Source organism: Halomonas sp. 11-S5 (assembly GCF_029889825.1).
GTDB lineage: Bacteria > Pseudomonadota > Gammaproteobacteria > Pseudomonadales > Halomonadaceae > Halomonas.
In genome coordinates, this window is record NZ_JARANW010000002.1 from 1 (window position 1) to 24,884 (window position 24,884).

Genomic DNA, 24,884 nt, shown 5'->3' on the forward strand with positions numbered 1-24,884 from the left:
ACCACCACCCGCGCACCCCATAATTACTCCCTATTGTGTTGCAGCTCCGTTTTGCGGGGGGGCGCCCGCGGCCGCCGCCGATTCCGCTTCCAATCAGTTGTTGACCAGCTTGCACTGGCTCTCGGAGAGCGGCCGGTAGGCCTCCTCGGCGGGAATGGTGGCGAGAATCTCGTAGACGTCCCACTCACCGGTGGACGCCTCCGGGGACTTCACCTGGGCCAGGTACATGTCGTGGACCATGCGGCCATCCTCGCGGATGCGGCCGTTGCGAGAGAAGAAGTCGTTGACCGGCGTCTCGGCCATCTTCGCCTTGACGGTCATGGGGTCGTCTGTGCCGACCTCGGCCATGGCATTCAGGTAGTGCATGGTGCTGGAGTAGATGCCGGCCTGGACCATGGTCGGCATCCTGCCCACCCGCTCGAAGTAGCGCTCGGACCACTCGCGGGCCTGCTCATCCATGTCCCAGTACCAACCGGTGGTGAGCAGCAGCCCCTGGGTCGCCTCGAGGCCCATGGCGTGGACGTCGTTGAGGAAGATCAGCAGGCCGGCGAGCTGCTGGCCGGACTGGGTCAGGCCGAACTGGCTGGCGGTGGTGATGGCGTTGACGGTGTCGGCACCGGCGTTGGCCAGGCCGACGATCTTGGCGCCGGAGCCCTGAGCCTGGAGGATATAGGACGAGAAGTCGTTGGTCGGGAACGGATGGCGGATGGTGTCGACGATGGTGCCGCCGTTGTCTTCCACCACCTTGGTCACGTCGCCCTCAAGGGCATGACCGAAGGCATAGTCGGCGGTGAGCATGAACCAGGTGTCGCCACCCTGCTCCACCACCGCCTTGGCGGTGCCGTTGGCCAGCGGGTAGGTATCGTAGACCCAGTGGATGTGATTGGGGGTGCAGTGCTCGTTGGTGATGCTGGAGGCCGCAGAGCCGGAGACGATGCCCAGGCCGTTGTTCTCCTCGAGCACCTTGGTCACGGCGATGGTCACCGAGGAAGCGACCAGGCCGGCGACCAGGTCGACGTTGCGTTGGTCGATCCAGCCGCGCACGGTATTGGCGCCCACGTCGGCGCTATTGCGGTCATCGGCGCTGAAGACCTCGATCGGGGCACCGTTCACCTCGCCACCGACGTCCTCCACGGCCATTTCCAGCGCGGCCAGGCCGCCCGGCCCCGCCAGGTCGCGGTAGGTGCCGGACATGTCAGCCAGGTAGCCGATGCGTACCTCGTTGTCGCTCATCTGTGCCTGAGCGCCACTGGCCATCAGGGTGGCGGCGGCGAGGGCGATGCTGCTGGCAAGCGTCTTTCGGTTGAAGGTCATGGTGTCATCTCCGTGGCCCCGGGAGGGGCTGCTTGTTGTTGTCGATGCGAGTTGCATTGCGGTGGATGAACTGCGGGAGGACGGCAAGCCGTCATACCCCCAGCAGGGAGTTGAGGTGTTCGCGCCGCGAGGGCAGCTCGGCGGCACTGATCTGTTCGATGATGCGGCCGTGCTCCATCACGAAGTGGCGGTCGGCCAGCGGCGCGGCGAAGCGGAAGTTCTGCTCCACCAGCACGATGGTCATGCCGCGCTCCTTGAGCTTGACCAGCACCTCGCCCAGCGCCTGGACGATGACCGGCGCCAGCCCCTCGGTGATCTCGTCGAGCAGCAACATGCGGGCGCCGGTGCGCAGGATGCGCGCCATGGCCAGCATCTGCTGCTCACCGCCGGAGAGCCGGGTGCCCTGGCTGCGCCGCCGCTCGTAGAGGTTGGGGAACATCGCGTATATCTCGTCGATCCCCATCCCACCGCTGCGCACCGTGGGCGGCAGCAGCAGGTTCTCCTCGACGTCGAGGCTCGAGAAGATGCCGCGCTCCTCGGGGCAGTAGCCGATGCCCAGCCGCGGGATGCGGTGCGGCTTCATGGCCAGGGTCTCGGTGCCGTTGATGACGATCGACCCGGTGCGGTGGCCGACCATGTTCATGATCGCCTTGAGGGTGGTGCTGCGCCCGGCGCCGTTGCGCCCCAGCAGCGTCACCAGCTCGCCGCGCCTCACGTCGAAGTCGACGCCGTGGAGGATGTGCGACTCGCCGTAGAAGGCGTGCAGGTCGCTGACCCGCAGCATCTCGGCGCCGTCCAGGTCGTGGTATTCGGTGACGTTCTCGGCTGCCTGGCTCATGCGCTGGCCTCCTCTTCCGCCGCGGCATCGCTGCCCATGTAGGCCTCGCGCACCTGGGGATCGCGGGAGACGGTCGGGTAGTCGCCCTCGGCCAGCACGCTGCCGCGGGCCAGCACGGTGATGCGGTCGCACAGCCGGCTGACCACGCTGAGGTTGTGCTCCACCATCAGCACGGTGCGGCCCGTCGAGACCCGGCGGATCAGCTCGACGATGCGGTCAACGTCCTCGGCGCCCATGCCCTGGGTGGGCTCGTCGAGCAGCATCACCGTGGGATCCAGCGCCAGGGTGGTCGCCACCTCCAGCGCCCGCTTGCGCCCGTAGGGCATCTCCACGGTGAGCACGTCGGCGTACTCCTTGAGGCCGACCTCGTCGAGCAGCTCGATGGCCCGCTCATTCAGGTGCTCGAGGCTCTTCTCGGACTTCCAGAAGTGAAAGGAGGTGCCGAGGCGGCGCTGCAGCGCCACGCGCACGTTCTCCATGGCGGTCATGTGGGCGAACACCGCCGAGATCTGGAAGGAGCGCACCAGGCCGAGCCGGGCGATCTCGTTGGCCCGCATGTTGGTGATCGGCTTGCCGCGATAGAGGATCTCGCCGCGGGTGGGCGGCAGGAACTTGGTGAGCAGGTTGAAGACGGTGGTCTTGCCGGCCCCGTTGGGGCCGATCAGGGCATGGATGTGCCCTTCCCGGACCTGCAGGTTGACGTCGTCCACGGCGGTGAAGCCGCGGAATTCCTTGGTCAACCCGCGAGTTTCCAGTATGAATTCCTGGGTCATGGTGGGTCCTCTCTGGATCGCTCGGGCGATCCGCCATGAATGCTATTGTCGTTATTGTCGGCCGTTATCATTGTCGTGACGGTTCCGGTATCGAGAGCCCGGATGACACTTTACGTTAACGTAAGCTAGAGGACTGGCCGCGGCACGGCAACAGGAGAAGCGTCGAACTCGACCAATGGTGTAGACGCCCGCGTGATCAATAGTTTGCAAACAATGTCAGGTAAAAAAAGCGCGATGCCCCTGGCGGGGCATCGCGCCTGCTCTGGCTCGAGGCCGATGCTGCCGGGCGGCCGTCAGCACTCGATGGCATTGACGGCCAGGCCGCCGCGGGAGGTCTCCTTGTACTTCTCCTGCATGTCGGCGCCGGTGTCGCGCATGGTGCGGATCACGTGGTCCAGGGAGACGAAGTGCTCGCCGTCACCGCGCAGGGCCATGCGTGCGGCATTGATGGCCTTGACCGAGGCGATGGCGTTGCGCTCGATGCAAGGCACCTGCACCAGGCCGCCTATCGGGTCGCAGGTCAGCCCCAGGTTGTGCTCCAGGCCGATCTCCGCGGCATTCTCGACTTGGCCCACGCTGCCGCCCATCACCTCGGCGAGGCCGGCGGCTGCCATGGCGCAGGCCGAGCCGACCTCGCCCTGGCAGCCAACCTCGGCGCCGGAGATGGAGGCATTCTTCTTGCACAGGATACCCACGGCCCCGGCGGTGAGGAGGAAGTCCACCACCTCCCGCTCGCAGGCCTCGGGCTGGAACTTCATGTAGTAGTGCAGCACCGCCGGGATGATCCCCGCCGCCCCGTTGGTGGGGGCGGTGACCATGCGCCCACCGGCGGCATTCTCCTCGTTCACCGCCAGGGCGAAGACGTTGACCCAGTCCATGGCCGAGAAGGTCGAAGCGATCAGGCTGTCATCGCCGTCCATGGCGAGCAGTCGCCGGTGCAGCGAGGCCGCCCGGCGCCGGACCTCGAGCCCGCCGGGCAGAACGCCCTCGGCGGCGAGCCCGGTCTGCACGCAGGCCTGCATGGCCTGCCAGATCTTCCACAGGCCGGTGCGCACCTCGGCCTCGCTGCGCCAGGCCTTCTCGTTCTCCAGCATCAGCTCGCTGATGCGTAGCTCGTGCATACGGCACAGCGCCATCAGCTCGGCGGCGGAATGGAAATCATAGGGCAGCGCCGTGGTGTCGCTGTCCAACTCACCGGAGCGCGCCTGGGCCTCGTCGACCACGAAGCCGCCCCCCACGGAGTAGTAGACGTTGCGATAGAGCGTGTCACCGTGCCCGTGGGCGACCAGGGTCAGGGCGTTGGGATGGTACGCCAGGCTCTCGTCATGCCACTGCAGGTCCTGGGTCCAGTGGAAGGGGATCGCCTGGTGGCCGTCGAGCTGCAGGGTCCGAGACGCGAGCAGTGCCTCGACGCGCGGGGCGACGATGGACGGGTCGATATGCGACGGATGCTCGCCCATCAGTCCCATCACCACCGCCCGATCGGTGCCATGGCCCTTGCCGGTGGCGGAGAGCGAGCCATGCAGGTGAATCTCGAGGCGCGTCACGCGCTCCAGCAGGTCGCGACGCTTCAGCACCTGGACGAACTCGTGAGACGCCGCCATCGGCCCCACGGTGTGGGAGCTCGAGGGCCCGATGCCGATCTTGAACAGGTCGAAGACGCTGATTGCCATGGAAGAACCTCACGTGACTGACGGGGTGGCCGGGGCGGAGCGTCGCAGCCTCCTGGTTCAGCACTACTGAACGTTGCTGGCCTTGGATTGACGTAGGCTCTATGCTGATGCGGCATTGCCCCGGCGGCAAACCAGAATATCTCGCCCACAGTATAGCCCAGCTAAACCATGAGCCGACTCCTGCACGCCCAGACCCACGCCTGGCTGAAGGTCTTCGCCATCAGCGCCCGCCACCTCTCCTTCACCCGGGCGGCGGAGGAGCTGCATGTCACCACCGGCGCGGTAAGCCAACAGATCAAGCAGCTGGAGGAACGGCTGGGTTTCAAGCTGTTCCGTCGCCTGCCCCGGCGACTGGAATTGACCGAGGAGGGGCGACGACTGGCCGCGGTGGTGGACGAGGCCTACCAGGCCGTGGGCCTGGAGGTGCGGCGGCTGCGCAGCGGGGTGATGAGCGGGGTGATCCGGCTGCGCTCGGTGCCCTCCTTCCTGCACAAGTGGCTGATGCCGCGCCTGCCGCGGCTGCAGGCGCGCTTTCCCGACATCGAACTGCATGTCAGGGCCGAGGACAGCAGCCTCTCGCTGCGCGATGGTGACTTCGACCTGGCCCTCGACCTCAATGACGGCCACGCCCCGGGACTCGCCATCACGCCACTGATGGAGGAGCACATCTTCCCGGTCTGCGCCCCTGCCCTGCTGCGGGGCCGCCCTTCCCTTCGCCACCCCACGGATCTGGCTTGGTATCCGCTGCTGCACGACGTCACCGCCTGGCGCGGCAGCCACGAGCATGCCGAGTGGGAGCACTACCTGGAGGCCATCGAGGCCCCGCCCCTCAACCTGCGCCGCGGCTACACCTTCAACCGCAACCACCTGACCATGGAGGCGGCCATCGCCGGCATGGGGGTCGCCATCGCCCGCCAGACCCTCATCCGCGGTGAACTGGAGAGCGGCGCCCTGATCGCCCCCTTCGCGCAGCGGGTGCCCACTGGCATGCACTACGGCATCGTGCATGCCCCGGGCGCGCTGGATGATCGCCGGGTGGCCGCCGTGCATGACTGGATCGTCGAGGAGGCGCGCCGTGCGGCAGGAACACACCCGGCGTGATGTCACGAGCGCCGTCGAGAAGGTAGCGCAACGCAACAAGCCCCGCAGGCGATACCTGCGGGGCTTGTCGTTCGGGAGGGGCACAATGCCCACCCCATCCTTATCTTTTCTTGCGGTTACTCGTCGAGGAAGGAACGCAACGGTTCGGAGCGACTGGGGTGGCGCAGCTTACGCAGCGCCTTGGCCTCGATCTGGCGGATCCGCTCGCGGGTGACATCGAATTGCTTGCCGACCTCCTCGAGGGTGTGGTCGGTGTTCATGTCGATGCCGAAACGCATGCGCAGCACCTTGGCCTCGCGGGCGGTAAGCCCACCGAGCACGTTGCGGGTGGCCTCGATCAGCCCCTCGCCGGTCGCCGAGTCGATGGGCAGCAGGATGGTGCCGTCCTCGATGAAGTCGCCCAGGTGCGAATCGTCATCGTCACCGATGGGCGTCTCCATGGAGATCGGTTCCTTGGCGATCTTGAGCACCTTGCGCACCTTGTCCTCGGGCATCTCGAGGCGCTCGCCAAGCTCTTCCGGGGTCGGCTCGCGACCCATCTCCTGCAGCATCTGGCGGGAGACGCGATTGAGCTTGTTGATGGTCTCGATCATGTGCACCGGGATGCGGATAGTGCGCGCCTGGTCGGCGATCGAGCGAGTGATCGCCTGGCGAATCCACCAAGTGGCGTAAGTCGAGAACTTGTAGCCGCGACGGTATTCGAACTTGTCCACCGCCTTCATCAGGCCGATATTACCTTCCTGGATCAGATCCAGGAACTGCAGGCCGCGGTTGGTGTACTTCTTGGCGATGGAGATCACCAGGCGCAGGTTGGCCTCGACCATCTCTTTCTTGGCCCGGCGCGCCTTGGCCTCACCGATGGAGAGCCGGCGGTTGACCTCCTTGATCTCGGACACCGGAAGCTGGATCATCTCCTCCTCGAAGGCAATCTTGCGCTGGGCACGCTGGATATCGCCGCGCAGCGGCGCCAAGCGTGCCGCGTACTTCGGGTTGGCGGCGCTGAACTCGTCGAGCCACTCGGGGCTCGACTCGCTGCCCGGGAAGGCCTTGATGAAGGTCTTGCGTGGCACCTTCGCCTTCTTCACGCACAGCTGCATGACCACCTTTTCCTGGGCGCGCACCTGCTCGACGCCGATGCGTACCTGCCCCACCAGGCGCTCGAAGTGCTTGGGCACCAGCTTGATCGGCGAGAACAACTGGGCGAGACGCGCCAGCTCCTCTTGGGCCTCCTTCGCTCTGCGTCCGTGGGCCTCGATGGCGGCCTGTGCCGCGGCGTTCTGCCCGCGGATCTGCTCGAAGCGCGCCCGGGCCTCCTCGGGGTCGGGGCCGCCAGTCGTCTCCTCCTCCTCGGCCTCGGCATCCTCGTCGTCGCCATCGGCCTCGTCACGGGGCTCTTCCTCTGGCACCTCCGCCTCGGCCACGCCGGGAATCCCCTCGTCGGGATCGATGAAGCCTGAGAAGAGATCCGAGAGGCGCCCGGGGACCTCCTCGTCCTGGGTGGCATCATAGGCATTGAGGATGGAATCCACGGCACCGGGCAGGTAGGCCAGCGCCGACATCACCTCGCGGGTGCCCTCCTCGATCCGCTTGGCGATCTCGATCTCGCCCTCGCGGGTCAGCAGCTCCACCGTCCCCATCTCGCGCATGTACATGCGCACGGGGTCGGTGGTGCGGCCAACGTCGCTCTCCACGGCCGCGAGAGCGGCGACGGCCTCTTCGGCGGCCGACTCGTCCGTGGAATGATCCGACATCATCAGGGTGTCTTCATCGGGGGCTTCCTCGACGACACTAATGCCCATGTCGTTGATCATGCCGATGATGTCTTCCACCTGATCCGGGTCGGCGATATCCTCGGGAAGGTGGTCGTTGACCTCGGCATAGGTCAGGAAGCCCTGTTCCTTGCCGCGCGCGATCAACTCCTTCAGACGTGACTGCTGCTGCGCATTTCCAGCCATAGAAACCCTATCTCGACGAAGAAGAATGAAGCACCTGAAGCACTTGAGGCGGTGAAAACTCGATAAGCCGAACAGTATAGCGGGTGAAACCACCTTTCTGCCAGTTCGGTGTATTTGCGCAGTCATTCAGGTGTGTTAGGTTGTCAGGTTGCGCCGTTCTCAGGCACTGCCTTCTATGTGGTGATCGTAGGAGAAAATTCAACCCCGCCGCCAACTTCCTGCCGCGGGGCGGGGCCTTACATCACCCCTGCATCACCCCTTGAGCTCGGAGAGCAGTCCCATCAGGCGCTGGCGCTCCTCCTGCGAAAGCCGCTCTCCCCGCTGCTGCTTTGACAGCAGGGCGTCGACTTCCTCCTGGTGCGACGGCCTGAGACGGTGTCGACGGAAGTGCTCGACCAGTCCGTCCAGCTCGGCGGCCCGCGCCCCCGGCGGGATGAGCAGCTCGCGGCGCGCCAGCTCGGCCAGCCGCTCGCCCTCCGCGGTGCCGTGGAAGTGGGCCAGCAGCACCTGGGCGCTGCGGTAGCGTCCCGCCCGCAGCAGCCGCTCCACCTCGTGGCACAGCCGGGCCTCCGGGTCCTCCCCGGGATACCAGTCGCTCTCCTCGGGCAGGCGTTCCACCAGCCGCGGCTCGTGGACCAGCAGCTGCAGCACCCGCCCCATCAGGCTCAGCGCCCCCCCTGCCGGGCCGCCCCCGCGCTGCGGACGGGGCCGAGGCGCCTCGTCGCGCCCCGGATCCGCCGCGCGGGACGGCTCGGCCTCCGGCACTTCCCGGGGCGTGACCAGCGCCTCGAAGCGTGACTGGTCGACGCCGGTGCGCCGCGAGAGCTCCGTCAGCAGCAGCGACTTGAGCACCCCCTCTGGCAGCTTGCCGATTGCCGACAGCACCTGGCTGGCGAAGCGCTCGCGCGCCTCGATCGTCGCCAGGTCGCGCCCCTCGGCAGCGTGATCGAAGAGGAACTCCGACAGCGGGCTGGCACAGGTGATGCGATCCTTGAAGGCCTCCGGGCCCTCCCGACGCACCAGGGTATCCGGGTCCTCCCCCTCGGGCAGGAACATGAAGCGCGCCTGGCGACCGTCGATCATCTGCGGCAATACCGTCTCCAGCGCTCGGGCCGCGGCCTGGCGACCGGCCCGGTCGCCGTCGAAGCAGAACACCACCTCGCCGACCATCCGGAACAGCCGGCTCAGGTGCTCTTCGCTGGTCGAGGTGCCAAGCGTCGCCACGGCATTGCGGATCCCGAACTGGGCCAACGCCACCACGTCCATGTAGCCCTCGACGATCACCACCCGCTCGAGCCGCGAATTGGCCTGGCGCGCCTCATAGAGGCCGTAGAGCTCACGCCCCTTGTGGAACACCGGCGTCTCGGGCGAGTTGAGGTACTTGGGCTTGGCGTCGCCCAGCACGCGCCCGCCGAAGGCAATAGTCCGGCCGCGGATATCGCGGATCGGGAACATCACCCGGTCGCGGAAGCGGTCATAGGTCCGCCCGCTGTCCTCGCGATGCACCAGCAGGCCATACTCGATCTGCACCGCCTCACTGATGCCGCGCTCCGAGAGGTGGCGCTTGAGCGCCTCCCAGCCGGCCGGGGCATAGCCGATGGCGAAGGCCTGCTGCACCTCCGGCGACAGCCCACGCTCGGCCAGGTACCGGCGGGCGGCCTCCCCTTCCGGCATCTTCAGCCGCTCGCGATAGTAGCTGGCCGAGAGCTCCAGCAGGTTGACCCCTTCCTTTCGCTTGCGCTCCCGGGCCTGGGCGCGCGGGTCGTCGGCCCCTTCACGCGGCACCTCCATGCCCAGTCGCGCGGCGAGCTGTTCTACCGCCTCGGGAAAGCGCAGGTTTTCGTACTCCATCAGGAAGCGCAGGGCATTGCCGTGGGCGCCGCAGCCGAAGCAGTGATAGAACTGCTTGTCGGCGCTGACGGTGAACGACGGCGACTTCTCCTGATGGAAGGGACAGAGGCCCGAATGGTTACGCCCGGCCTTCTTCAGCTTCACGCGCTCGCCAACCACCTCGACCACGTCGACACGGGCCAGGAGGTCATCGATGAAGCGCTGGGGAATCTGACCGGACATTCGGACATCCTGCGAGACCTGCGAGAGAGAGGAGTGGAGACGAAAACAAGCGGCCACCGTTAGGCGGCCGCTTGGCGTCCCTCTTGAGACGACAGGGGCTGGATGCCCCTACCGACTCCAGTACGGATCAATAGAGCCGTTCGAAACGCTTGCGCTCACGCTGAAGCTTCTTGGCATGGCGCTTGACGGCCGCGGCCGCCTTGCGCTTGCGCTCTGCGGTCGGCTTCTCGTACTGCTCGCGACGACGCACTTCCGAGAGAACACCGGCTTTTTCACAGGAACGCTTGAAGCGACGCAGCGCGACGTCAAACGGCTCGTTATCACGTACTTTGACAGAAGGCATTAAGCACTCACCTACCTTGGGTAACTTGAGTTCGGTTTGTACGCACACCTTGCGAGGACCACTCGCCATCACGCAACGGTCACCGGAATCGCCAGGCGAACCGGAACGATGCATGAAAGCGGAAAGCCACTCCTGGGTGCACGACCCAGTCTTGCAGCGGTCAATATTCTAGTCGCCACATCGATGGTGTGCAAATCGTTTCCGCCCTGCGCACTGCGCCTGCGGGGCAAAAGGCGTAGAATGCCGCCTTTCCACGCACCACCGAGCCATCATCATGCGCGTACTGGGCATCGAGACCTCCTGCGACGAGACCGGCGTCGCCCTCTTCGACACCGGGCGCGGCCTCGTGGCCGACGCCCTCTACAGCCAGATCGCCATGCACGCCGAGTACGGGGGCGTGGTCCCGGAGCTCGCCTCTCGGGACCACACGCGCCGATTGCTGCCGCTGATCCAGCAGGTGCTCGACGAGGCCGGCCTGGCACGCAACGAGCTCGACGCCATCGCCTACACCGCCGGCCCCGGGCTGGTCGGCGCGCTGATGGTGGGGGCCAGCACCGCCCATGGCATGGCCCGGGCGCTGGAGATCCCGGTGCTCGGCGTCCACCACATGGAGGGCCACCTGCTGGCCCCCATGCTGGAGGACGCCCCCCCCGGCTTTCCCTTCGTCGCCCTGCTGATCTCCGGCGGCCATACCCAGCTGGTCGAGGTGCACGGCCTGGGCCAGTATCGCCTGCTCGGCGAATCGGTGGACGATGCCGCGGGCGAGGCCTTCGACAAGGCGGCCAAGATGCTGGGGCTCGACTATCCCGGCGGCCCCCAGGTGGCGAAGCTGGCCGAGGCCGGCGACCCTGGCCGCTTCCGCTTCCCGCGGCCGATGACCGACCGCCCGGGGCTGGACTTCAGCTTCTCGGGACTCAAGACCCACACCCTGACCGCCATACGCCGGCTCGAGCAGGACGGCGAGCTCGACGACCAGGCACGGGCCGACGTGGCCCGCGCCTTCGAGGAGGCGGTGGTCGATACCCTGGTGATCAAATGCCGCCGCGCGCTGGATACGACCGGCCTCAAGCGCCTGGTGGTGGCCGGCGGCGTGAGTGCCAACGTACGGCTGCGCGAGCGGCTGGAGCGGGAGTGCGCCAAGCGCAACGCCCGGGCCTACTACCCCCGCGGGCGCTTCTGCACCGACAACGGCGCGATGATTGCCTACGTCGGCGCCCAGCGCCTGATGGCCGGCGAACACGACGAAACCGGCATCATGAAGGCGGTACCACGCTGGCCGATGGATACCCTTCGGGAGCCGTAAGCTGGAAGCTGGAAGCTGGAAGCTGGAAGCTGGAAGCTGGAAGCTGGAAGCTGGAAGCTGGAAGGCAGCATGATCCCGCTAAATTGGGGTCAAGGGTTTTCTTCCAGCTTCCAGGAGCGAAGCGACGCACTTCAAGCTTTCAGCTTAAAGAGGTGGCTCGTCCCCCCTGCCAAGACGCCGGATATTGAGCACGTGGCGCGCCAGCACCAGCAGGGTGAAGACGATCACCACGCCGGCGAACTCCGGCGCCAACCACAGGCTGGCCAGTGGCGCCATGGTGGCGCTGGCCAACGACGCCACCGCGGCGGTGCGCACCCGCCAGGCCAACAGCATCCACAGCGCGGCGCAGCAGAGCGCTACCCATGGCGTGAGCACCAGCATCACGCCGAAGGCACTGGCCACGCCCTTGCCGCCCCGGAAGCGATGCCAGGCCGGGTAGCTGTGGCCCAGCAGTACGCCGAACCCCACCAGTCCCAGCCCCCAGTGCGGCAGGCCCAGCCGCATGGCCAGCCACAGCACCGGCATGCCCTTGACTACGTCCACCACCAGGGTGGCCAGGGCGAGCCGATAGCCGTGAAGGCGCAGCACGTTGGAGAATCCCGGATTGCAGGAGCCGGCCAGCCGCGGGTCCCCCACGCCGGCCAGGCGGCACACCATCAGTGCGCCGAGCCAGGTGCCGCTCAGGTAGCCGATCGCCATCAGCGGCAGGATGAGGTCGAGTGGCGCCTCCACGGGCGGCCTCCTGTGGGGTGAAACCGTGATTCTGCCAGTCATGGGTGACGCGGGACAGGCCCGCCCCGCCGGTGTCGCCCGCGGCCTGGCTGGCGTACAATCGGGCGCCTGCAGGCGGACCCGGCGCATCGCCCGGTCCACGACTACCCATGGCCCGGGGAGCCCCGATGGATCTTGTGCTGATCGAAGCGCTCGAGGTGGACACCGTGATCGGCGTCTATGACTGGGAGCGCACCATCACCCAGACGCTGCGGCTCGACCTGACGCTGGGCACCGATATCCGCCCCGCGGCGGCGGGTGACGATATCGCCCTGACCCTGAACTATGCCGCCATCAGCGAGCGCATCGCCGCCTTCGCCGGCGAGCATGACGTCGTCCTGGTGGAGACCTTCGCCGAGCGCCTGGCCGAAACCCTACGCGACGAATTCGGCATTCCCTGGCTGCGCCTCACCGTGCGCAAGCCCGGCGCCGTGCCCGCCGCCGCCGCGGTGGGCGTCGCCATCGAGCGCGGCCAACGGACAGGGAGCGCCTGATGGCCCGGATCACCGTCAGTCTCGGCAGCAACATCGAGCGCGACCGCCATGTGCGGACCTGCCTGGATGCCCTGGCCGCGACCTTCGGCTCGCTTGCCATCTCGCGGGTCTTCGAGAGCGAACCGGTGGGCTTCGAGGATGGTCGCAACTTCTACAACCTGGTGGTGGCCTTCGACAGCGACCGTCCGGTGGGCGAGCTGCAGGCCTGGTGCAAGCGGCTGGAGTTCGCCAACGGCCGCCGCACGGGCGTTCCCAAGTTCAGCCCCCGGACCCTGGATATCGACCTGCTCACCGTGGGTGACCTGACCGGCCGCCACGATGACGTCGAGCTGCCCCGCGACGAGATCCTCCACCACGCCTTCGTGCTGAAGCCACTGGCGGAGCTGCTGCCCGAGACCCGCCACCCGCTCACCGGCAGGCCCTACCGCGCCCACTGGGGCGACTTCGAGGCCGGTGGTCAACGCCTCTGGCCGGTGGCGTTCGTCTGGCAGGGCCGGTGCATTTCCTCGCCGGACTGAGCCTCAGGACCGTATATCAGGGCTCGCGAGCGCGCCGTCAATGGCCTCCCAGCGCCGCCGGGCGAGCTCCTCGCCCAGCTCACGCCCCTTATAGCCCTCCGCCACCAGCGCCTTCGGCAGGATCTGGCAGGCCAGCCTCCAGGCCAGGGCCAGGTCCTCGGCCAGTCCCGGGTCGTCCAGGCTCACCAGGCTGATCAGCGGCGCCACCCGGTCGCCACGGCGCCAGGCGTCGATGCCGTCGAGCCAGGCCATCACCCGCGCGCCGTCCAGGCCGTGCCGCGCCACCCGAGCCAGCAGGGCGCGGGTTCGGGCCGCCTGGCTGGCCAGCTCGCGATGGGCGCGGGGCAGGCGCAGCCGCTCGGCCAGGACGTCGCGGTCCTCGTCATCCAGATGCTCCACCAGCCGCGCCCAGCGCCAGCGGGCCTGTGACTCGGCCTCGATGTCCTCCGGCAAGCGGTGCAGGCGCCCCAGCGCCTCGTCGAGGGCCTTTGGATCGGCCGCCAGCTCCGGCACCAGCACCGCCAGGGCGCCGCAGTCGTCCAGCACCTGAAAGTAGACCTCCGGCCAGGGCTCGCCCAGCGCCTTCTCGGTCTCGGTCCAGACGCGCTCGGCCACCAGGTGGGCCAGCTCGCCGCTCTCCACCAGCTCGCGCATCAGCCGGCGGGTCTCCTCGGCGATGACGAACCCCAGGCCGGCGTAGCGGGCCAGGAAACGCGCCGTGCGCAGCACCCTGAGCGGGTCCTCGACGAAGGCCGACGAGACGTGGCGCAGCTGCCGCGCGTCCAGGTCGGCTAGGCCGCCGTGGGGGTCGACTAGGGTGCCCTCGGGGGTCTCGGCCATGGCATTGATGGTCAGGTCCCGGCGTGCCAGGTCCTCTTCCAGCGTCACCTCGGGACTGGCATGAACCACGAAACCGGTGTAGCCGTGGCCGGACTTGCGCTCGGTGCGCGCCAGGGCGAACTCCTCATGGCTCTCGGGATGCAGGAAGACCGGGAAGTCGCGCCCCACCGGCTTGAAGCCCCGTCGGCGCATTTCCTCCGGTGTAGCCCCTACCACCACCCAGTCGGTGTCCTTGACCGGCCAGCCGAGCCGGGCGTCGCGCACTGCTCCACCGACCCGGTAGACCTCGAGCCCCTGCAGGTGCGGATCCTCGTTCATGGCTCAGGGCTCCACGCGGGCGGGGTGGCGAAGCTGCCAGTCAATGAAGCCGCCATCGAGGCTGTAGACCTCGGCGAAGCCCTGACCGGCCAGCCAGTCCGCCGCCTGCTGGCTGGAGTGACCGTGGTAGCAGACCACCACCAAGGCCGACTCACGCGAGGCCTCCTCGATGAAGGCGCCCACCGTGTCGTTGTCTAGTCGGCGGCTGCCGGGGATATGGCCCTGGGCGAAACTCTGCGGGTCGCGGATGTCGACCAGCGCCAGCTCGCGTCGCTCGTCAAGCCAGCCGGCTAGGGTCGGGATATCGAGATGCTGGAAGGTCGTCATGGCAGCCTCGTGGTCGGGAAGGGGTGGGACTCAGCGCCGGCGACTCGGCACGCTGATGTGCCTGCCGCTCTCCAGATCCAGGGCGGTCAAGCGATTGCCCCAGACGCAGCCGGTGTCCAGCGCCTCGGCACGCACCCGGCTCGCCGGCGTCTCGCCCTGCAGCGCGGCCCAGTGGCCGAAAAGCAGCCAGGGGTCGTCGTCGCGGGGAAACTGGAACCAGGGGGCGAAGCCCGCCGGCGCGCTGTCGAGCCCCTCCTTGGCGGCGAAGTCGAGACACCCGGCGGCATCGATGAAGCGCATGCGAGTGAAGACATTGATGATCATCCGCAGGCGGTCGAGGCCGTCGAGATCGCCTCGCCAGCAGGCCGGGGCGTTGCCGTACATCGCCTCGAGGAAAGCCCCGGCTCTTTCGCCGGCGAGGCGCGACTCGGCCTCGCCGGCCAGCCCCGCGGCCTGCTCGACCGACCACTGCGGCAGCAGGCCGGCGTGGGTCATGACGGTATCGCCCCGCTCCTCCGAGCACCGGCGCACCAGCAGCGGGCGCGACTGCAACCAGTCGAGCAGGCGTTCGCGATCCGGAGCGCCGAGGACCGGCGCCAGGGTGTCCTTGCGGTTCTCCCGGGCACCGCCCCTGGCCACCGCCAGCAGGTGAAGGTCGTGATTGCCGAGCACGGTGGTGGCGGCCTCGCCCAGCGCCATCACCTCGCGCAGGCAGGCCAGCGAGCCGGGGCCGCGATTGACCAGGTCGCCGGCCAGCCACAGGCGGTCGCGGTGCGGGTCGAAGTCGAGCTTTTCGAGCAGGGCGACGAACTCGTCGTGACAGCCCTGCAGATCGCCGATGGCATAGGTGGTCATCGCGGCTCCCTGGGTCAAGTAGATAGGGTCGATTCGATAGGGTCGGCTCGCTGGGATCAGTGCACCTGGTTGGGCCCGGCCAGCCGGAAGGGGGCGACGGACACCTCGAAGGGACGCTGGCTGGCGGTATCGACGCAGGTATAGGCGCCCTCCATCACCCCCACCGGGCCGTCGAGGATCGCCCGGCTGGTGTAGCGGAAGGTCTGGCCGGGGCCGATCATCGGCTGCTGGCCCACCACTCCCTTGCCGCGCACCTCCTGTACCTTGCCGCTGCCCTGGGTGATCCTCCAGTAGCGGGCGAGCAACTGCACGCTGTGCCGGGAGGTGTTGTGCACCGTGACGGTATAGCTGAAGACGAAGCGCTGCTCGTCGGGCGAGGACTCCTCGGTGCGGAAGTCCGGCGCCACATCGACACGGATGGCATGGTCGAGCCCTTCCGGGGTGGTCAGGGTCATGAGGCCTCTCCTTGCCCGGCCGCGGCCAGGTGGTTGGCGATACGCACGAACTCCTCGACGCTGAGCGTCTGAGGGCGTCGCCCCGGATCGATGTCCAGTGACTCGAGGGTCACCGCGTCGATACGGCCCTTGAGGTTGTTGCGCAGGGTCTTGCGCCGCTGGCCGAAGGCCTCGCGCACCAGGGTGAAGAGTAGCCCCTCGTCTTGCGCAGGGTGCGGCAGGGCCGGGTGGGGGGTAAAGCGGACGATGGCCGATTCCACCTTGGGCCGCGGCACGAAGGCCTCGGGCGGCACCGTGAACAGCGCGTCGACCCGGCAGTGGTACTGGGCCATCACCGAGAGCCGCCCCCAGTCGGGGCCGCCCGGGACGGCGGCCAGGCGCTCGACCACCTCCTTCTGCAACATGAAGTGCATGTCGGCCACGGCATCGCCAGCCGCGAGGAGGTGGACGATCAGCGGCGTGGAGATATTGTAGGGCAGGTTGCCCACCACCCGCAGCGCCGCTCCGTCGCCTCTCAGGGCCCGGAAGTCCACCTTCAGGGCATCGCCCTCGTGGATGACGAAGCCGGGCTTGTCGAAGAACTGCACGCGCAAGCCGGGAATCAGGTCCCGGTCAAGCTCGATCACCTCGAGATGGCCACCAGCGGCGTCGAGCAGCGGTTCGGTCAGGGCGCCCTGACCGGGGCCGATCTCCACCAGCCGGTCGCCGGGACGAGGCCCGATGGCACGGACAATGCGCGAAATGACGCCGGGGTCGCGCAGGAAGTTCTGGCCGAAGCGCTTGCGGGCCCGGTGAACCGGGGAGCGGGATGCCATTCAGGGGTGTCCTTCTGTCACTAGGGTCTTGAGCTATTTCCGTGCACGGAGCTTTTCCGGCGACAGGCTTACGAGCAGGCGCTGTGAATACATCCCTGTACGCTACCGACGCCATCCATGGCGTAGGACCTCCTCTTCGGCTTGCCCCCAGCGTCCCTCACGCAGGTGTCGTAGTGGAACGTCCAGCCATCTCGGCGGCCAGGGCCACGGCGACCCGCAGGCTGCCGAGGTCGGCGTGGCCCGTGCCGGCCAGGTCGAGGGCCGTGCCATGGTCTACCGAGGTGCGCACCAATGGCAGCCCCAGGGTGATGTTGGCGGCGCGGCCGAAGCCGGCATACTTCAGCACCGGCAGGCCCTGATCATGGTACATGGCCAGCACCGCATCGACGCCCTCGAGGTGGCGCGGGGTGAACAGGGTATCGGCGGGCAGGGGGCCGTCGAGGGCCAGCCCCTCGGCGCGCAGGCCCTCCAGGGCCGGAATGATCACGTCCAGCTCCTCGCGGCCCAGGTGGCCGCCCTCCCCCGCATGGGGGTTGAGCCCGCAGACGGCGATACGCGGCGCCGTGATGCCGAACCAGCGCTGCAGATCGGCATGAAGGATGCGCAGCAGGCGTTCGAGCCGGGGCGCGGTGATGGCGTCGGCCACCTCGCGCAGCGGCAGGTGCGTGGTGGCCAGTGCCACCCTCAGGACCGCCTCGCCCCGCCAGTCCGCCTCGCGGGCATGCAGGGCGCTGTCGGTGGCGAGCATCATCACCACCTCCTCTACCCCGCAGGCATCGCGCAGGTACTCGGTGTGGCCGGTGAAGCCGGCATGGCCGGCATCGAGGATCACGCCCTTGTGCAGCGGGGCCGTGACCATGCCGTCGGCCCGGCCAGCGCGGCAGGCGCCGATCGCCACGTCCAGGGTCTCGAGGACATGGCCGGCATTGGCGGTGTCGAGCACGCCGGGACGCGAGGGGACCCGCAGCGCCACGGGCCACACCGGTAGCACCCCGCGGCGTGGCGCCGGCGGGGGCTCGCCGGGGGTGAGCACCTGGATCACCACCTGGCAGCCGAGCAGGGCGGCGCGCTCGGCCAGCAGGTCCGGGTCGCTCACCGCCACCACTCGGGCGGCGGGCGCCTCGTCGGCGGCCAGCATCACCGCAAGTTCCGGCCCGATGCCCGCTGGCTCGCCGCAGGTGAGGGCCAGCACCGGCGCGCCGCCCGAGACCCTCATCAGGGCTGCGCGAGGCGGTTGTCGACGAAGGCGCGGCTGCGGATCTCCTGGATCCACTCCTCCATCTCGGCATTGACCTTGCGCTGGAACAGGGCCTGGCGGGCCTGCTCGCGGCTCGCGCTCTGCTGCTCCACGAAGCGGTCCACCTCTCGCTCGGAGATGTTGACGCGGCTGGCGACCCGGCGCTGCTGCAGCTGGCGCATCATCAGTTCGCGACGAACCTGGTCGCGAACCACACCGAGTGAGAGGCCATCGGCCTCGAGGGCGTCGGCGAACTGGTCCAGCGTCATGCCATTGTTCTCGGCGATGGCCCGCACCTGGCCGTTGAGCTCGGTGTCGTCGACGCTCAGGTTGGCGTCACGGGCCATCTGCAGCTGGATCTCCTCGACGATCATGCGGTCCAGGACCTGCCGGCGCAGGACTTCGTCGGGCGGCACCCCCTGCTCCTGGCGGGCGATCTGGCTGCGCGTCTGGGCGACACGCTCCTCGAGCTCGCTGTGCATGATGGCGCCATCGTTGACCACCGCCACGATGCGATCCAGCGCCTGGCGACCCAGCGGCGGGGCGTCCATGGGGTCGGCATCCTGTGCCTGCCCCGCCAGGGGCAGGCACAGGGCCAGCGCCAGGGTGGCGATACGTCGACTGCGCATGTCTCTCTTTCCTCTCGTCATTGTCGAATGTCAGGGGTCGAATGCCAGGGGCGAATGTCAGCGCCGGCCGAGGGCGGTGGCCCGATACCCCGGGATCGCCGTCTCAAAGTAGCTGTCGGCCTCGCCGCCGACGCCGCCCAGCCCCTTGAACACGAAGCGCAGGAAGACCCCCCGGTCGGTGAGGTCGTCCTCGGTGGTGTTCGCGGTGTCACTGTCGTCGATCCACTCGCGCCAGACCAGCTGCAGACCATAGCAGCAGTCGTTCCACTGGACACCCGCCAGCTGCTCCAGGGCACGCTCGTTGGTGTTGTCGTAGAGCAGCCGCCCGATCAGGTCCAGGCGGCGGCTGGCCTTCCAGGCGAACGAGACGTCGTATTCCTCGCGGTTGTAGTTGACCACGTCCTCGTCCTCCTGGGACGGGTCGAAGCCTTCGAGTTGCCAGCGATAGCCGAAGTTCACCACGTGGCCGGCATCGGCGCGATACTGCAGCGCCAGCGAGGTGCTCTCGGTCTGATCGAGGTGGTCGTCGTAGAGCCACTGCCAGCGCGAGCGCCACTGGTCGGTGATCTGCCAGTCCGCCCGGGTGACCAGCGGCGAGCGCTCGCGCGTCGCCCGATAGTAGCTCTGGAAGTTCGACTCCGGCGGCAGCGTATCCGGGTCACCCGCCATGTCGATGGCGCGATCCTCCAGGTAGTAGGCCTGCCCGACCCCCACCGAGAGCCTCTCGCGCCCGCTGGCATCGGCCAGCAGCCGCGACTCGAGGCCCAGTGAGACGCGATTGAGGTCGCCCACCCGGTCGCTCCCGGAGAAGCGGTAGGGCGACCAGAGCTGGTTCCAGGAGAAGGCCTGTTCGGCGGTGTCGAACTCCGGGAACTCGGTCTGGTCGCGGGCCGGCACATAGGCATAGTTGACGCGCGGCTCCAGGGTCTGGCGGTAGCCGCGGCCGCCGAGGTCCAGCTCCCGCTCGAACACCAGGCCAGCGTCGAGGGTGGCGACCGGCACGCTACGGGTGAGGCCTTCGTCGCGTGCGGTCTCGCGCTCGCCGTAGTCGAGCTGGTAGGCGGTGGCGAGCCACTCGAGGCGCGGCTCGAGATGGCCCCAGCTCTCGTCGAGGCGCCAGCCGATGGCCGGCGAGAGGTGCAGCCGGGTCCCGTTGGCCGCCTCGCGAATGGGGACCTTCGTCTCGTCCACGTCACGCCAGAAGTGGGTGGCATTGGAGCGCCACTGCTGGTAGAAGCCGCCGCCCTGGGACCAGCGGGCGTTGGCGGTCAGGCTAGGCAGCCGGTAGAAGGGCTTGTCGCGCTCGAGCAGCGGGTCGTCGAGCTTCTGGTAGCCCTGGGCCCTGGCCTGCAGCTGCCAGACATCGCCACGGTGGTCGAGCTGGGCGAGCCGCGGCATGCTGCCGATATCGCCCTCGCCGAAGCCGCGCCCGAAGTCGTCGAAGTAGCGTCCGTCGCTGGCCGCGCCGTAGCGCAGCCGGTAGCGGGTGCGGGCATCGAAGCGGCCCGCATGGCGATAGTCGAGGTACCAGCGGTCATCGCCATTCTCCAGCGCGGAGGCGTCGGAGGATTCGTCTCCCGCCGCGCGGTCATCGGCGATATAGGCGCCCTCGATCTGCCCCGCATCCTGCTCGAACAGGTAGCGGTACTCGCCGCCCAGCAGCAGGCCGCGGTCACTGATCCAGCGCGGCGTGAGTGTGGCGTCATGGTGGGGGGCGATGTTCCAGTAATAGGGCTGAGCATAGTCCAGCGAATCGGTGGAGAGCCCAATCGTCGGCCACAGGAAACCGCTCTGGCGGCGCTCGTCGAGGGGGAAGCGCAGCCAGGGCCAGTAGAAAACCGGCACCTTGCCCATCTCCAGCCGGGCATGGGTCGCGGTGCCGACGCCACGCTCACGGTCGAGCAGGATGTCATTGCCCACCAGGCGCCAGAGCTCGCTGCCCGGCTCGCAGGTGGTGAAGCTCGCCTCGGTGAGGCGATAGCGGCCATCTTCGAGGCGCGCCAGGCGCACCGCATCGCCGCGCAGGCGCTGCTCATGGGCCACGTAGTGGGCACTGTCGATGCTGGCGGCATCGCTGTTCAGCGACAGTTCCGCGGCCTTGCCGCGCACCAGCAGGCCGCTGTCGCGCAGTGCCAGGGGCCCCTCGGCATAGGCGGTCTCGCGACTGCCGGGCACGCGCACCCGTGGCGCCTCGAGCTGGGCACTGCCGCGACGCAGCAGCACCTCGCCACCGAGGATCGTCTCGCCCCCCTCCCCGTAGTCGGCGCGGTCGGACTCGCTGGCGACCTTCTCGCCGGCCGGCGGCGGCAGCCGGTAATCCGGCATCACGTAGCGGCCGCGACACAGCGCGCCAGCAGGGCGCGCGTCGCCCCAGGGCTGCCAGTCCAGCTGGTCGGCCGGCAACGGCTCGGGCGGCGCCGCCACCAGGGGCCCGCTCGCCAGGCCGGTACAGGCCAGGCCTGCCAGGGCCGTCCATGTCCACGAGAGTCGCTTGCCCATGCTCCACGATGTCCTTGGCGGGTTGAATCGGTATTATACAGGCCGCACCCGGCCTGTCCTGCCGGCATGGGCCCTGCCATCGCCGACGCTGTCGGGAACTCAGCATGCGGGGCCCCCGGGGGGCCGTCAACCGCCCCCGCCTTCTCACACAAGGAGCCAGACGACGATGCCAGAGGCCACCGACCCCACGAGACCGGAACGCCTGCGCCAGTGGGCTGCCCGCCGCCATGAGCTCCCGGCGTCCGCCATCGTGGTGCGACTCGCGGCCGGAGACGCCAGCTTCCGGCGCTATTTCCGCCTGCAGCTGCCCGACGGCACCACCCGCATGCTGATGGATGCCCCACCCGACCGGGAGGACAGCCGCCCCTTCGTGGCCATCGCCGAGCAGTGGCGCTCGGCCGGCCTGCCAGTGCCGGCCCTGCATGGCGTGGACCTGGCACAGGGCTTCATCGAGCTCGACGACCTGGGCGACACCCCGCTGCAGGACTGCTTCCAGGACGACGACGCCCCCGCCACCCTGGCCTGGCACGAGCGCGCCCTCGAGCTGATCCACGCACTGCAGAATTGCGCCCCCGTCGCGGGGCTGCCCACCTATGACGCCGCCCTGCTCGGCCGCGAGCTCGACCTCTTCCCCGACTGGTGCCTCGGGGAGTGGCTGGGCATGACCGCCCCACCGGGCTGGGTGGCCCTGCGCGAGGCCCTGATCGCCGAGGCCCTGGCCCAGCCGGTGGTCGCGGTGCATCGCGACTTCGATGCCATGAACCTGATGGTGCAGGACGAGGCCCTGCAGCTGATCGACTTCCAGGACGCCGTGGCCGGCCCGCTCAGCTACGACCTGATCTCGCTGCTGCGCGGCCGCTACTGCCGTTTTCCCCCGGCCCGCTTCGCCGCCTGGGTGGAGGCCTTCCGGGTGCGTGCCGTCGCCGACGGGCGGCTTCCCGGCGATGTCGATGCCGCCACCTTCCATCGCCAGGCACAGGCCATGGCCGCCCAGCGCGCGCTCAAGGTGCTGGGCATCTTCTGCCGGCTGACCCTGCGCGACGCCCGCGAAGGCTACCTCGAGCGGCTGCCGCACTTCCTTGGCCACCTGGAGGACAGCCTCGCCGACCTGCCCGGCCATGCGAGCCTGACGACCTGGCTCGTCGACACCTTCCGCCCGGCGCTGGCGGCGCGCCTGGAGGCCGGCGCATGAGGGCGATGATCCTGGCCGCGGGACTCGGCACCCGCATGCGTCCGCTCACCGACTACTGCCCCAAGCCGCTGCTCGAGGTGGGCGGCAAGCCGCTGATCGTCCACCACTTGGAGCGCCTGCGGGCAGGCGGCATCACCGAGGTGGTCATCAATGTCAGCTACCGCGCAGAGCAGATCGTCGCGGCGCTGGGTGACGGCGGTGCCTTCGGGGTGCACATCGCCTGGAGCCGGGAAACGAGACCACTGGAGACCGGTGGCGGCATCCGCCAGGCGCTGCCGCTGCTCGGCGAGGCGCCCTTCCTGCTGGTCAACGGCGACGTCTGGTGCGACCTCGACCCGGCCAGCCTGCCCGCCCTGAACGACGACCTGGCCCGGCTGGTGCTGGTGGACAACCCCGACCACCACCCACAGGGCGACTTCCGCCTGGACGCCGATGGCCGGGTGCACCCCGAAGGCGAGCCACGGCTCACCTTCGCCGGCATCAGCCTGCTCGACCCGGCGCTGGTGGCCCACGAGCCCCCCGGCGCCTTCGCCCTGGCGCCGCTGCTGAGGCGCGCCATGGACGAGGGGCGCGTCGGCGGCCACCACCACCGTGGCGCCTGGGTCGATGTGGGCACGCCCGAGCGTCTGGCCGACCTGGACCGGCACCTGCGGGGATGAACTGTAGGCTGTTCGCAGGTGGCAGGATCGCTCGAGGCTATTCCGGCGACAGGTCCCGGAGCGCCGGACCGCCGAGGGGGCGCTGTGAATACGTCCGTGTACGCTACCTCGGCCATCCCTGGTCCTCGGACCCCCTCTACGTCCTGTCCCCGGCGCCTCTCGCTATGGACAGCCACGATACCCCTGTATGCTGGCGCCCTTTGGCCGACAATTGAAAAGGAACCCTTATCATGAAAGCCAGCGTGAAATGGACCGATGGTCGTCAATTCGTTGCCGAGAGCGGCAGCGGCCACAGCGTGGTGATCGACGGCCCGCCCGACCACGGCGGCCGCAACACCGGCCCGCGGCCCATGGAGATGTTGCTGATGGGCATGGGCGCCTGCACCTCCTTCGATGTCCTCAATATCCTCGACAAGGCCCGCGCCAACGTCACCGACTGCGTCGCCAGCCTCGAAGCCGAGCGCACCGACGAGGTCCCCAGCGTCTTCACGAAGATCCACGTGCACTTCACCGTCAGTGGCAAGGGACTGAAGGAGAAGCAGGTGGCGCGAGCCGTGGAGCTCTCGGCCGAGAAGTACTGCAGCGCCTCCATCATGCTGGTCAAGGGCGGCGTCGAGATCACCCACTCCTTCACCATCGTCGAGGAGTAGGCACTTTACTGGGGTATCCTGCACCAGCGGCTATTCTGGCGACAGGTCTCCGAGGGGGCGCTGTGAACCCCTCCCTGGGCGCTACCGACGCCATCCATGGCGTAGGACCCCCTCTACGACCTGTCCCCAGCGCCGCTTCCTTCAGGAGCAAATGACCAAGCTGGTTCAGATGCGATAGACGCTCTTGGTCATCACCTTCGACATCAGCTTCATGCCCAGCTTGACCGGTGCAGGGAAGCGGGCGCCACCGGCTTCCAGCGCCAGCTGGGCGTGGTGGGCCTCGTCGATGGCCATCTGGCGCAACACCGCGCGCGAGCGCCGGTCACCCGGCGGCAGCTTGACCAGGTGCTCCTCCAGGTGGTGGCCAACCTGTTCCTCGGTGGCGGCCACGAAGCCCAGGCTGATCCGGTCGCCCACCGCGCCGGCCGTGGCGCCGAGACCAAAGGAGATCGCGTAGAACAGCGGGTTGATCAGGCTGGGTCGGTCATGAAGTTCCTGCAGCCGGGCGTCGCACCAGGCCAGGTGGTCGATCTCCTCCTGGGCGGCCTGCTCCATCTGGCCGCGCACCTCCGGCAGCTTGGCGGTGAACCCCTGGCCCTGGTAGAGGGCCTGGGCACACACCTCGCCGGTGTGGTTGATGCGCATCAGCCCGGCGGCGTGCCGCCGCTCCTCGTCGCTCAGCGGCTCGTCGCGGAGCTCCACGGTCGCAGGCGATGGGCGCGAAGGCGCGGCCGCGTGGGGCACCAGGGTCCTCAACACGGTATCGAACTGGTGGATCAGGTTGTCGGTGCGGGAAAGGGATGGGGTCATGGCGGGTCTCTCGAGAATGCACCTGATGCATCGTACGCCTGTCGCGCGCGGCGCGAGCCGCAGAGCGCCAGCTAGCCAGCCGGCCAAGTGAAGCGACGACCGCCCATCAGGTGCATGTGGATATGATAGACGGTCTGGCCACCCTGGTCATTGCAGTTCATCACCACCCGGTAGCCCGCCTCGGCGAAGCCCTTCTCCGCCGCCAGCCTGGCGGCGGTGTACTGCAGCCGGCCGACCAGCGCCAGGTCGCCCTCCTCGATGTCGTTGAGGGTGGCGATATGCAGCTTGGGCACGATCAGCAGGTGGCTGGGGGCCTGGGGATTGATGTCGTTGAAGGCCAGCACCGCATCGTCCTCGTAGACGATGTCGGCGGGAATCTCGCGATCGATGATCTTGCAGAACAGGCAATCCATGGGGGTCGTTCCTCTCGGTCGGGTCTCGG

25 protein-coding genes are annotated in these 24,884 nt (G+C 68.4%); 7 read left to right on the forward strand and 18 right to left on the reverse strand.

Going from position 1 to position 24,884, the window contains the following annotated elements:
* Positions 1-93 precede the first annotated feature (93 nt).
* The 4 genes from OP497_RS01505 to OP497_RS01520 form a co-directional block, all read right to left on the reverse strand.
* Positions 94-1,314: an ABC transporter substrate-binding protein gene (locus OP497_RS01505; RefSeq protein WP_280546033.1), complete on the reverse strand. Its 1,221-nt coding sequence runs from the start codon at positions 1,312-1,314 to the stop codon at positions 94-96.
* Between the two features lie 91 nt (positions 1,315-1,405).
* Positions 1,406-2,152 carry an ABC transporter ATP-binding protein gene (locus tag OP497_RS01510; RefSeq protein ID WP_280546034.1) on the reverse strand — a complete coding sequence of 249 codons (747 nt, stop codon included), beginning with the start codon at positions 2,150-2,152 and terminating at the stop codon, positions 1,406-1,408.
* Positions 2,149-2,925 carry an ABC transporter ATP-binding protein gene (locus tag OP497_RS01515; RefSeq protein WP_280546035.1) on the reverse strand — a complete coding sequence of 259 codons (777 nt, stop codon included), beginning with the start codon at positions 2,923-2,925 and terminating at the stop codon, positions 2,149-2,151. The genes OP497_RS01510 and OP497_RS01515 overlap by 4 nt, the downstream gene beginning before the upstream one ends.
* 293 nt (positions 2,926-3,218) lie before the next feature.
* Positions 3,219-4,598 (reverse strand): L-serine ammonia-lyase, encoded by a 1,380-nt coding sequence (locus OP497_RS01520; protein ID WP_280546036.1) that lies wholly within the window; start codon positions 4,596-4,598, stop codon positions 3,219-3,221.
* A gap of 168 nt (positions 4,599-4,766) precedes the next feature.
* Here OP497_RS01520 and OP497_RS01525 point away from each other — a divergent pair, with 168 nt between their 5' ends.
* A complete protein-coding gene (locus OP497_RS01525; RefSeq protein ID WP_280546037.1) occupies positions 4,767-5,699 on the forward strand; it encodes a LysR substrate-binding domain-containing protein in 933 nt (310 codons plus the stop codon).
* A gap of 116 nt (positions 5,700-5,815) precedes the next feature.
* Here the strand turns inward: OP497_RS01525 and rpoD are convergent, their stop codons facing one another.
* The 3 genes from rpoD to rpsU all read right to left on the reverse strand — a co-directional run bounded on the left by rpoD (position 5,816) and on the right by rpsU (position 10,070).
* Positions 5,816-7,654 (reverse strand): RNA polymerase sigma factor RpoD, encoded by a 1,839-nt coding sequence (rpoD, locus tag OP497_RS01530; protein ID WP_280546038.1) that lies wholly within the window; start codon positions 7,652-7,654, stop codon positions 5,816-5,818.
* A gap of 252 nt (positions 7,655-7,906) precedes the next feature.
* Positions 7,907-9,727 (reverse strand): DNA primase, encoded by a 1,821-nt coding sequence (gene dnaG, locus OP497_RS01535; RefSeq protein WP_280546039.1) that lies wholly within the window; start codon positions 9,725-9,727, stop codon positions 7,907-7,909.
* 127 nt (positions 9,728-9,854) lie between these two features.
* The gene (gene rpsU, locus OP497_RS01540; protein ID WP_013333229.1) at positions 9,855-10,070 is read right to left on the reverse strand and encodes a 30S ribosomal protein S21; all 216 of its coding nucleotides are present in this window, start codon (positions 10,068-10,070) and stop codon (positions 9,855-9,857) included.
* 274 nt (positions 10,071-10,344) lie between these two features.
* Between rpsU and tsaD the strand changes: the two genes are divergently transcribed.
* Positions 10,345-11,373, forward strand: coding sequence for a tRNA (adenosine(37)-N6)-threonylcarbamoyltransferase complex transferase subunit TsaD (gene tsaD / locus OP497_RS01545; protein WP_280546040.1), 1,029 nt, complete (start codon positions 10,345-10,347; stop codon positions 11,371-11,373).
* 144 nt (positions 11,374-11,517) lie between these two features.
* Here tsaD and plsY read toward each other — a convergent pair whose 3' ends face one another.
* The gene (gene plsY, locus OP497_RS01550; RefSeq protein WP_280546388.1) at positions 11,518-12,081 is read right to left on the reverse strand and encodes a glycerol-3-phosphate 1-O-acyltransferase PlsY; all 564 of its coding nucleotides are present in this window, start codon (positions 12,079-12,081) and stop codon (positions 11,518-11,520) included.
* A 191-nt stretch (positions 12,082-12,272) separates the two neighbouring features.
* Here plsY and folB point away from each other — a divergent pair, with 191 nt between their 5' ends.
* Positions 12,273-12,638 carry a dihydroneopterin aldolase gene (gene folB, locus OP497_RS01555; protein ID WP_280546042.1) on the forward strand — a complete coding sequence of 122 codons (366 nt, stop codon included), beginning with the start codon at positions 12,273-12,275 and terminating at the stop codon, positions 12,636-12,638.
* Positions 12,638-13,156 carry a 2-amino-4-hydroxy-6-hydroxymethyldihydropteridine diphosphokinase gene (folK, locus tag OP497_RS01560; protein WP_280546044.1) on the forward strand — a complete coding sequence of 173 codons (519 nt, stop codon included), beginning with the start codon at positions 12,638-12,640 and terminating at the stop codon, positions 13,154-13,156. The genes folB and folK overlap by 1 nt, the downstream gene beginning before the upstream one ends.
* Positions 13,157-13,159: 3 nt before the next feature.
* On the opposite strand, the gene OP497_RS01565 is transcribed toward folK, so the two are convergent.
* From OP497_RS01565 to OP497_RS01600, 8 genes are all read right to left on the reverse strand, one after another.
* The gene (locus OP497_RS01565; RefSeq protein WP_280546045.1) at positions 13,160-14,314 is read right to left on the reverse strand and encodes a polynucleotide adenylyltransferase; all 1,155 of its coding nucleotides are present in this window, start codon (positions 14,312-14,314) and stop codon (positions 13,160-13,162) included.
* A 3-nt stretch (positions 14,315-14,317) separates the two neighbouring features.
* Positions 14,318-14,641 (reverse strand): thiosulfate sulfurtransferase GlpE, encoded by a 324-nt coding sequence (gene glpE / locus OP497_RS01570; RefSeq protein ID WP_280546047.1) that lies wholly within the window; start codon positions 14,639-14,641, stop codon positions 14,318-14,320.
* A gap of 30 nt (positions 14,642-14,671) precedes the next feature.
* Complete coding sequence (locus OP497_RS01575) at positions 14,672-15,496, reverse strand: symmetrical bis(5'-nucleosyl)-tetraphosphatase (protein WP_280546048.1); 825 nt, start codon at positions 15,494-15,496, stop codon at positions 14,672-14,674.
* 56 nt (positions 15,497-15,552) lie between these two features.
* Complete coding sequence (gene apaG, locus OP497_RS01580; RefSeq protein ID WP_280546049.1) at positions 15,553-15,951, reverse strand: Co2+/Mg2+ efflux protein ApaG; 399 nt, start codon at positions 15,949-15,951, stop codon at positions 15,553-15,555.
* Positions 15,948-16,766: a 16S rRNA (adenine(1518)-N(6)/adenine(1519)-N(6))-dimethyltransferase RsmA gene (gene rsmA, locus OP497_RS01585; RefSeq protein ID WP_280546050.1), complete on the reverse strand. Its 819-nt coding sequence runs from the start codon at positions 16,764-16,766 to the stop codon at positions 15,948-15,950. Before rsmA ends, apaG begins: the two co-directional genes overlap by 4 nt.
* Positions 16,767-16,923: 157 nt before the next feature.
* On the reverse strand, positions 16,924-17,982 hold the full coding sequence (gene pdxA, locus OP497_RS01590) for a 4-hydroxythreonine-4-phosphate dehydrogenase PdxA (protein ID WP_280546051.1): 1,059 nt from the start codon (positions 17,980-17,982) through the stop codon (positions 16,924-16,926).
* On the reverse strand, positions 17,982-18,632 hold the full coding sequence (locus OP497_RS01595; protein WP_280546052.1) for a SurA N-terminal domain-containing protein: 651 nt from the start codon (positions 18,630-18,632) through the stop codon (positions 17,982-17,984). Before OP497_RS01595 ends, pdxA begins: the two co-directional genes overlap by 1 nt.
* 57 nt (positions 18,633-18,689) lie before the next feature.
* Positions 18,690-21,131 carry an LPS-assembly protein LptD gene (locus tag OP497_RS01600; protein WP_280546053.1) on the reverse strand — a complete coding sequence of 814 codons (2,442 nt, stop codon included), beginning with the start codon at positions 21,129-21,131 and terminating at the stop codon, positions 18,690-18,692.
* Positions 21,132-21,297: 166 nt separating this feature from the next.
* On the opposite strand from OP497_RS01600, the gene OP497_RS01605 reads away from it, so the two are divergent.
* The 3 genes from OP497_RS01605 to OP497_RS01615 all read left to right on the forward strand — a co-directional run bounded on the left by OP497_RS01605 (position 21,298) and on the right by OP497_RS01615 (position 23,632).
* Complete coding sequence (locus OP497_RS01605; protein WP_280546054.1) at positions 21,298-22,323, forward strand: phosphotransferase; 1,026 nt, start codon at positions 21,298-21,300, stop codon at positions 22,321-22,323.
* Positions 22,320-22,982: an N-acetylmuramate alpha-1-phosphate uridylyltransferase MurU gene (gene murU, locus OP497_RS01610; RefSeq protein ID WP_280546056.1), complete on the forward strand. Its 663-nt coding sequence runs from the start codon at positions 22,320-22,322 to the stop codon at positions 22,980-22,982. The genes OP497_RS01605 and murU overlap by 4 nt, the downstream gene beginning before the upstream one ends.
* Before the next feature lie 230 nt (positions 22,983-23,212).
* Positions 23,213-23,632 (forward strand): OsmC family protein, encoded by a 420-nt coding sequence (locus OP497_RS01615; RefSeq protein WP_280546057.1) that lies wholly within the window; start codon positions 23,213-23,215, stop codon positions 23,630-23,632.
* 165 nt (positions 23,633-23,797) lie between these two features.
* Here the strand turns inward: OP497_RS01615 and coq7 are convergent, their stop codons facing one another.
* Positions 23,798-24,442 carry a 2-polyprenyl-3-methyl-6-methoxy-1,4-benzoquinone monooxygenase gene (gene coq7, locus OP497_RS01620; RefSeq protein WP_280546058.1) on the reverse strand — a complete coding sequence of 215 codons (645 nt, stop codon included), beginning with the start codon at positions 24,440-24,442 and terminating at the stop codon, positions 23,798-23,800.
* Between the two features lie 71 nt (positions 24,443-24,513).
* Positions 24,514-24,855 (reverse strand): histidine triad nucleotide-binding protein, encoded by a 342-nt coding sequence (locus tag OP497_RS01625; RefSeq protein ID WP_280546059.1) that lies wholly within the window; start codon positions 24,853-24,855, stop codon positions 24,514-24,516.
* Positions 24,856-24,884: the final 29 nt, after the last annotated feature.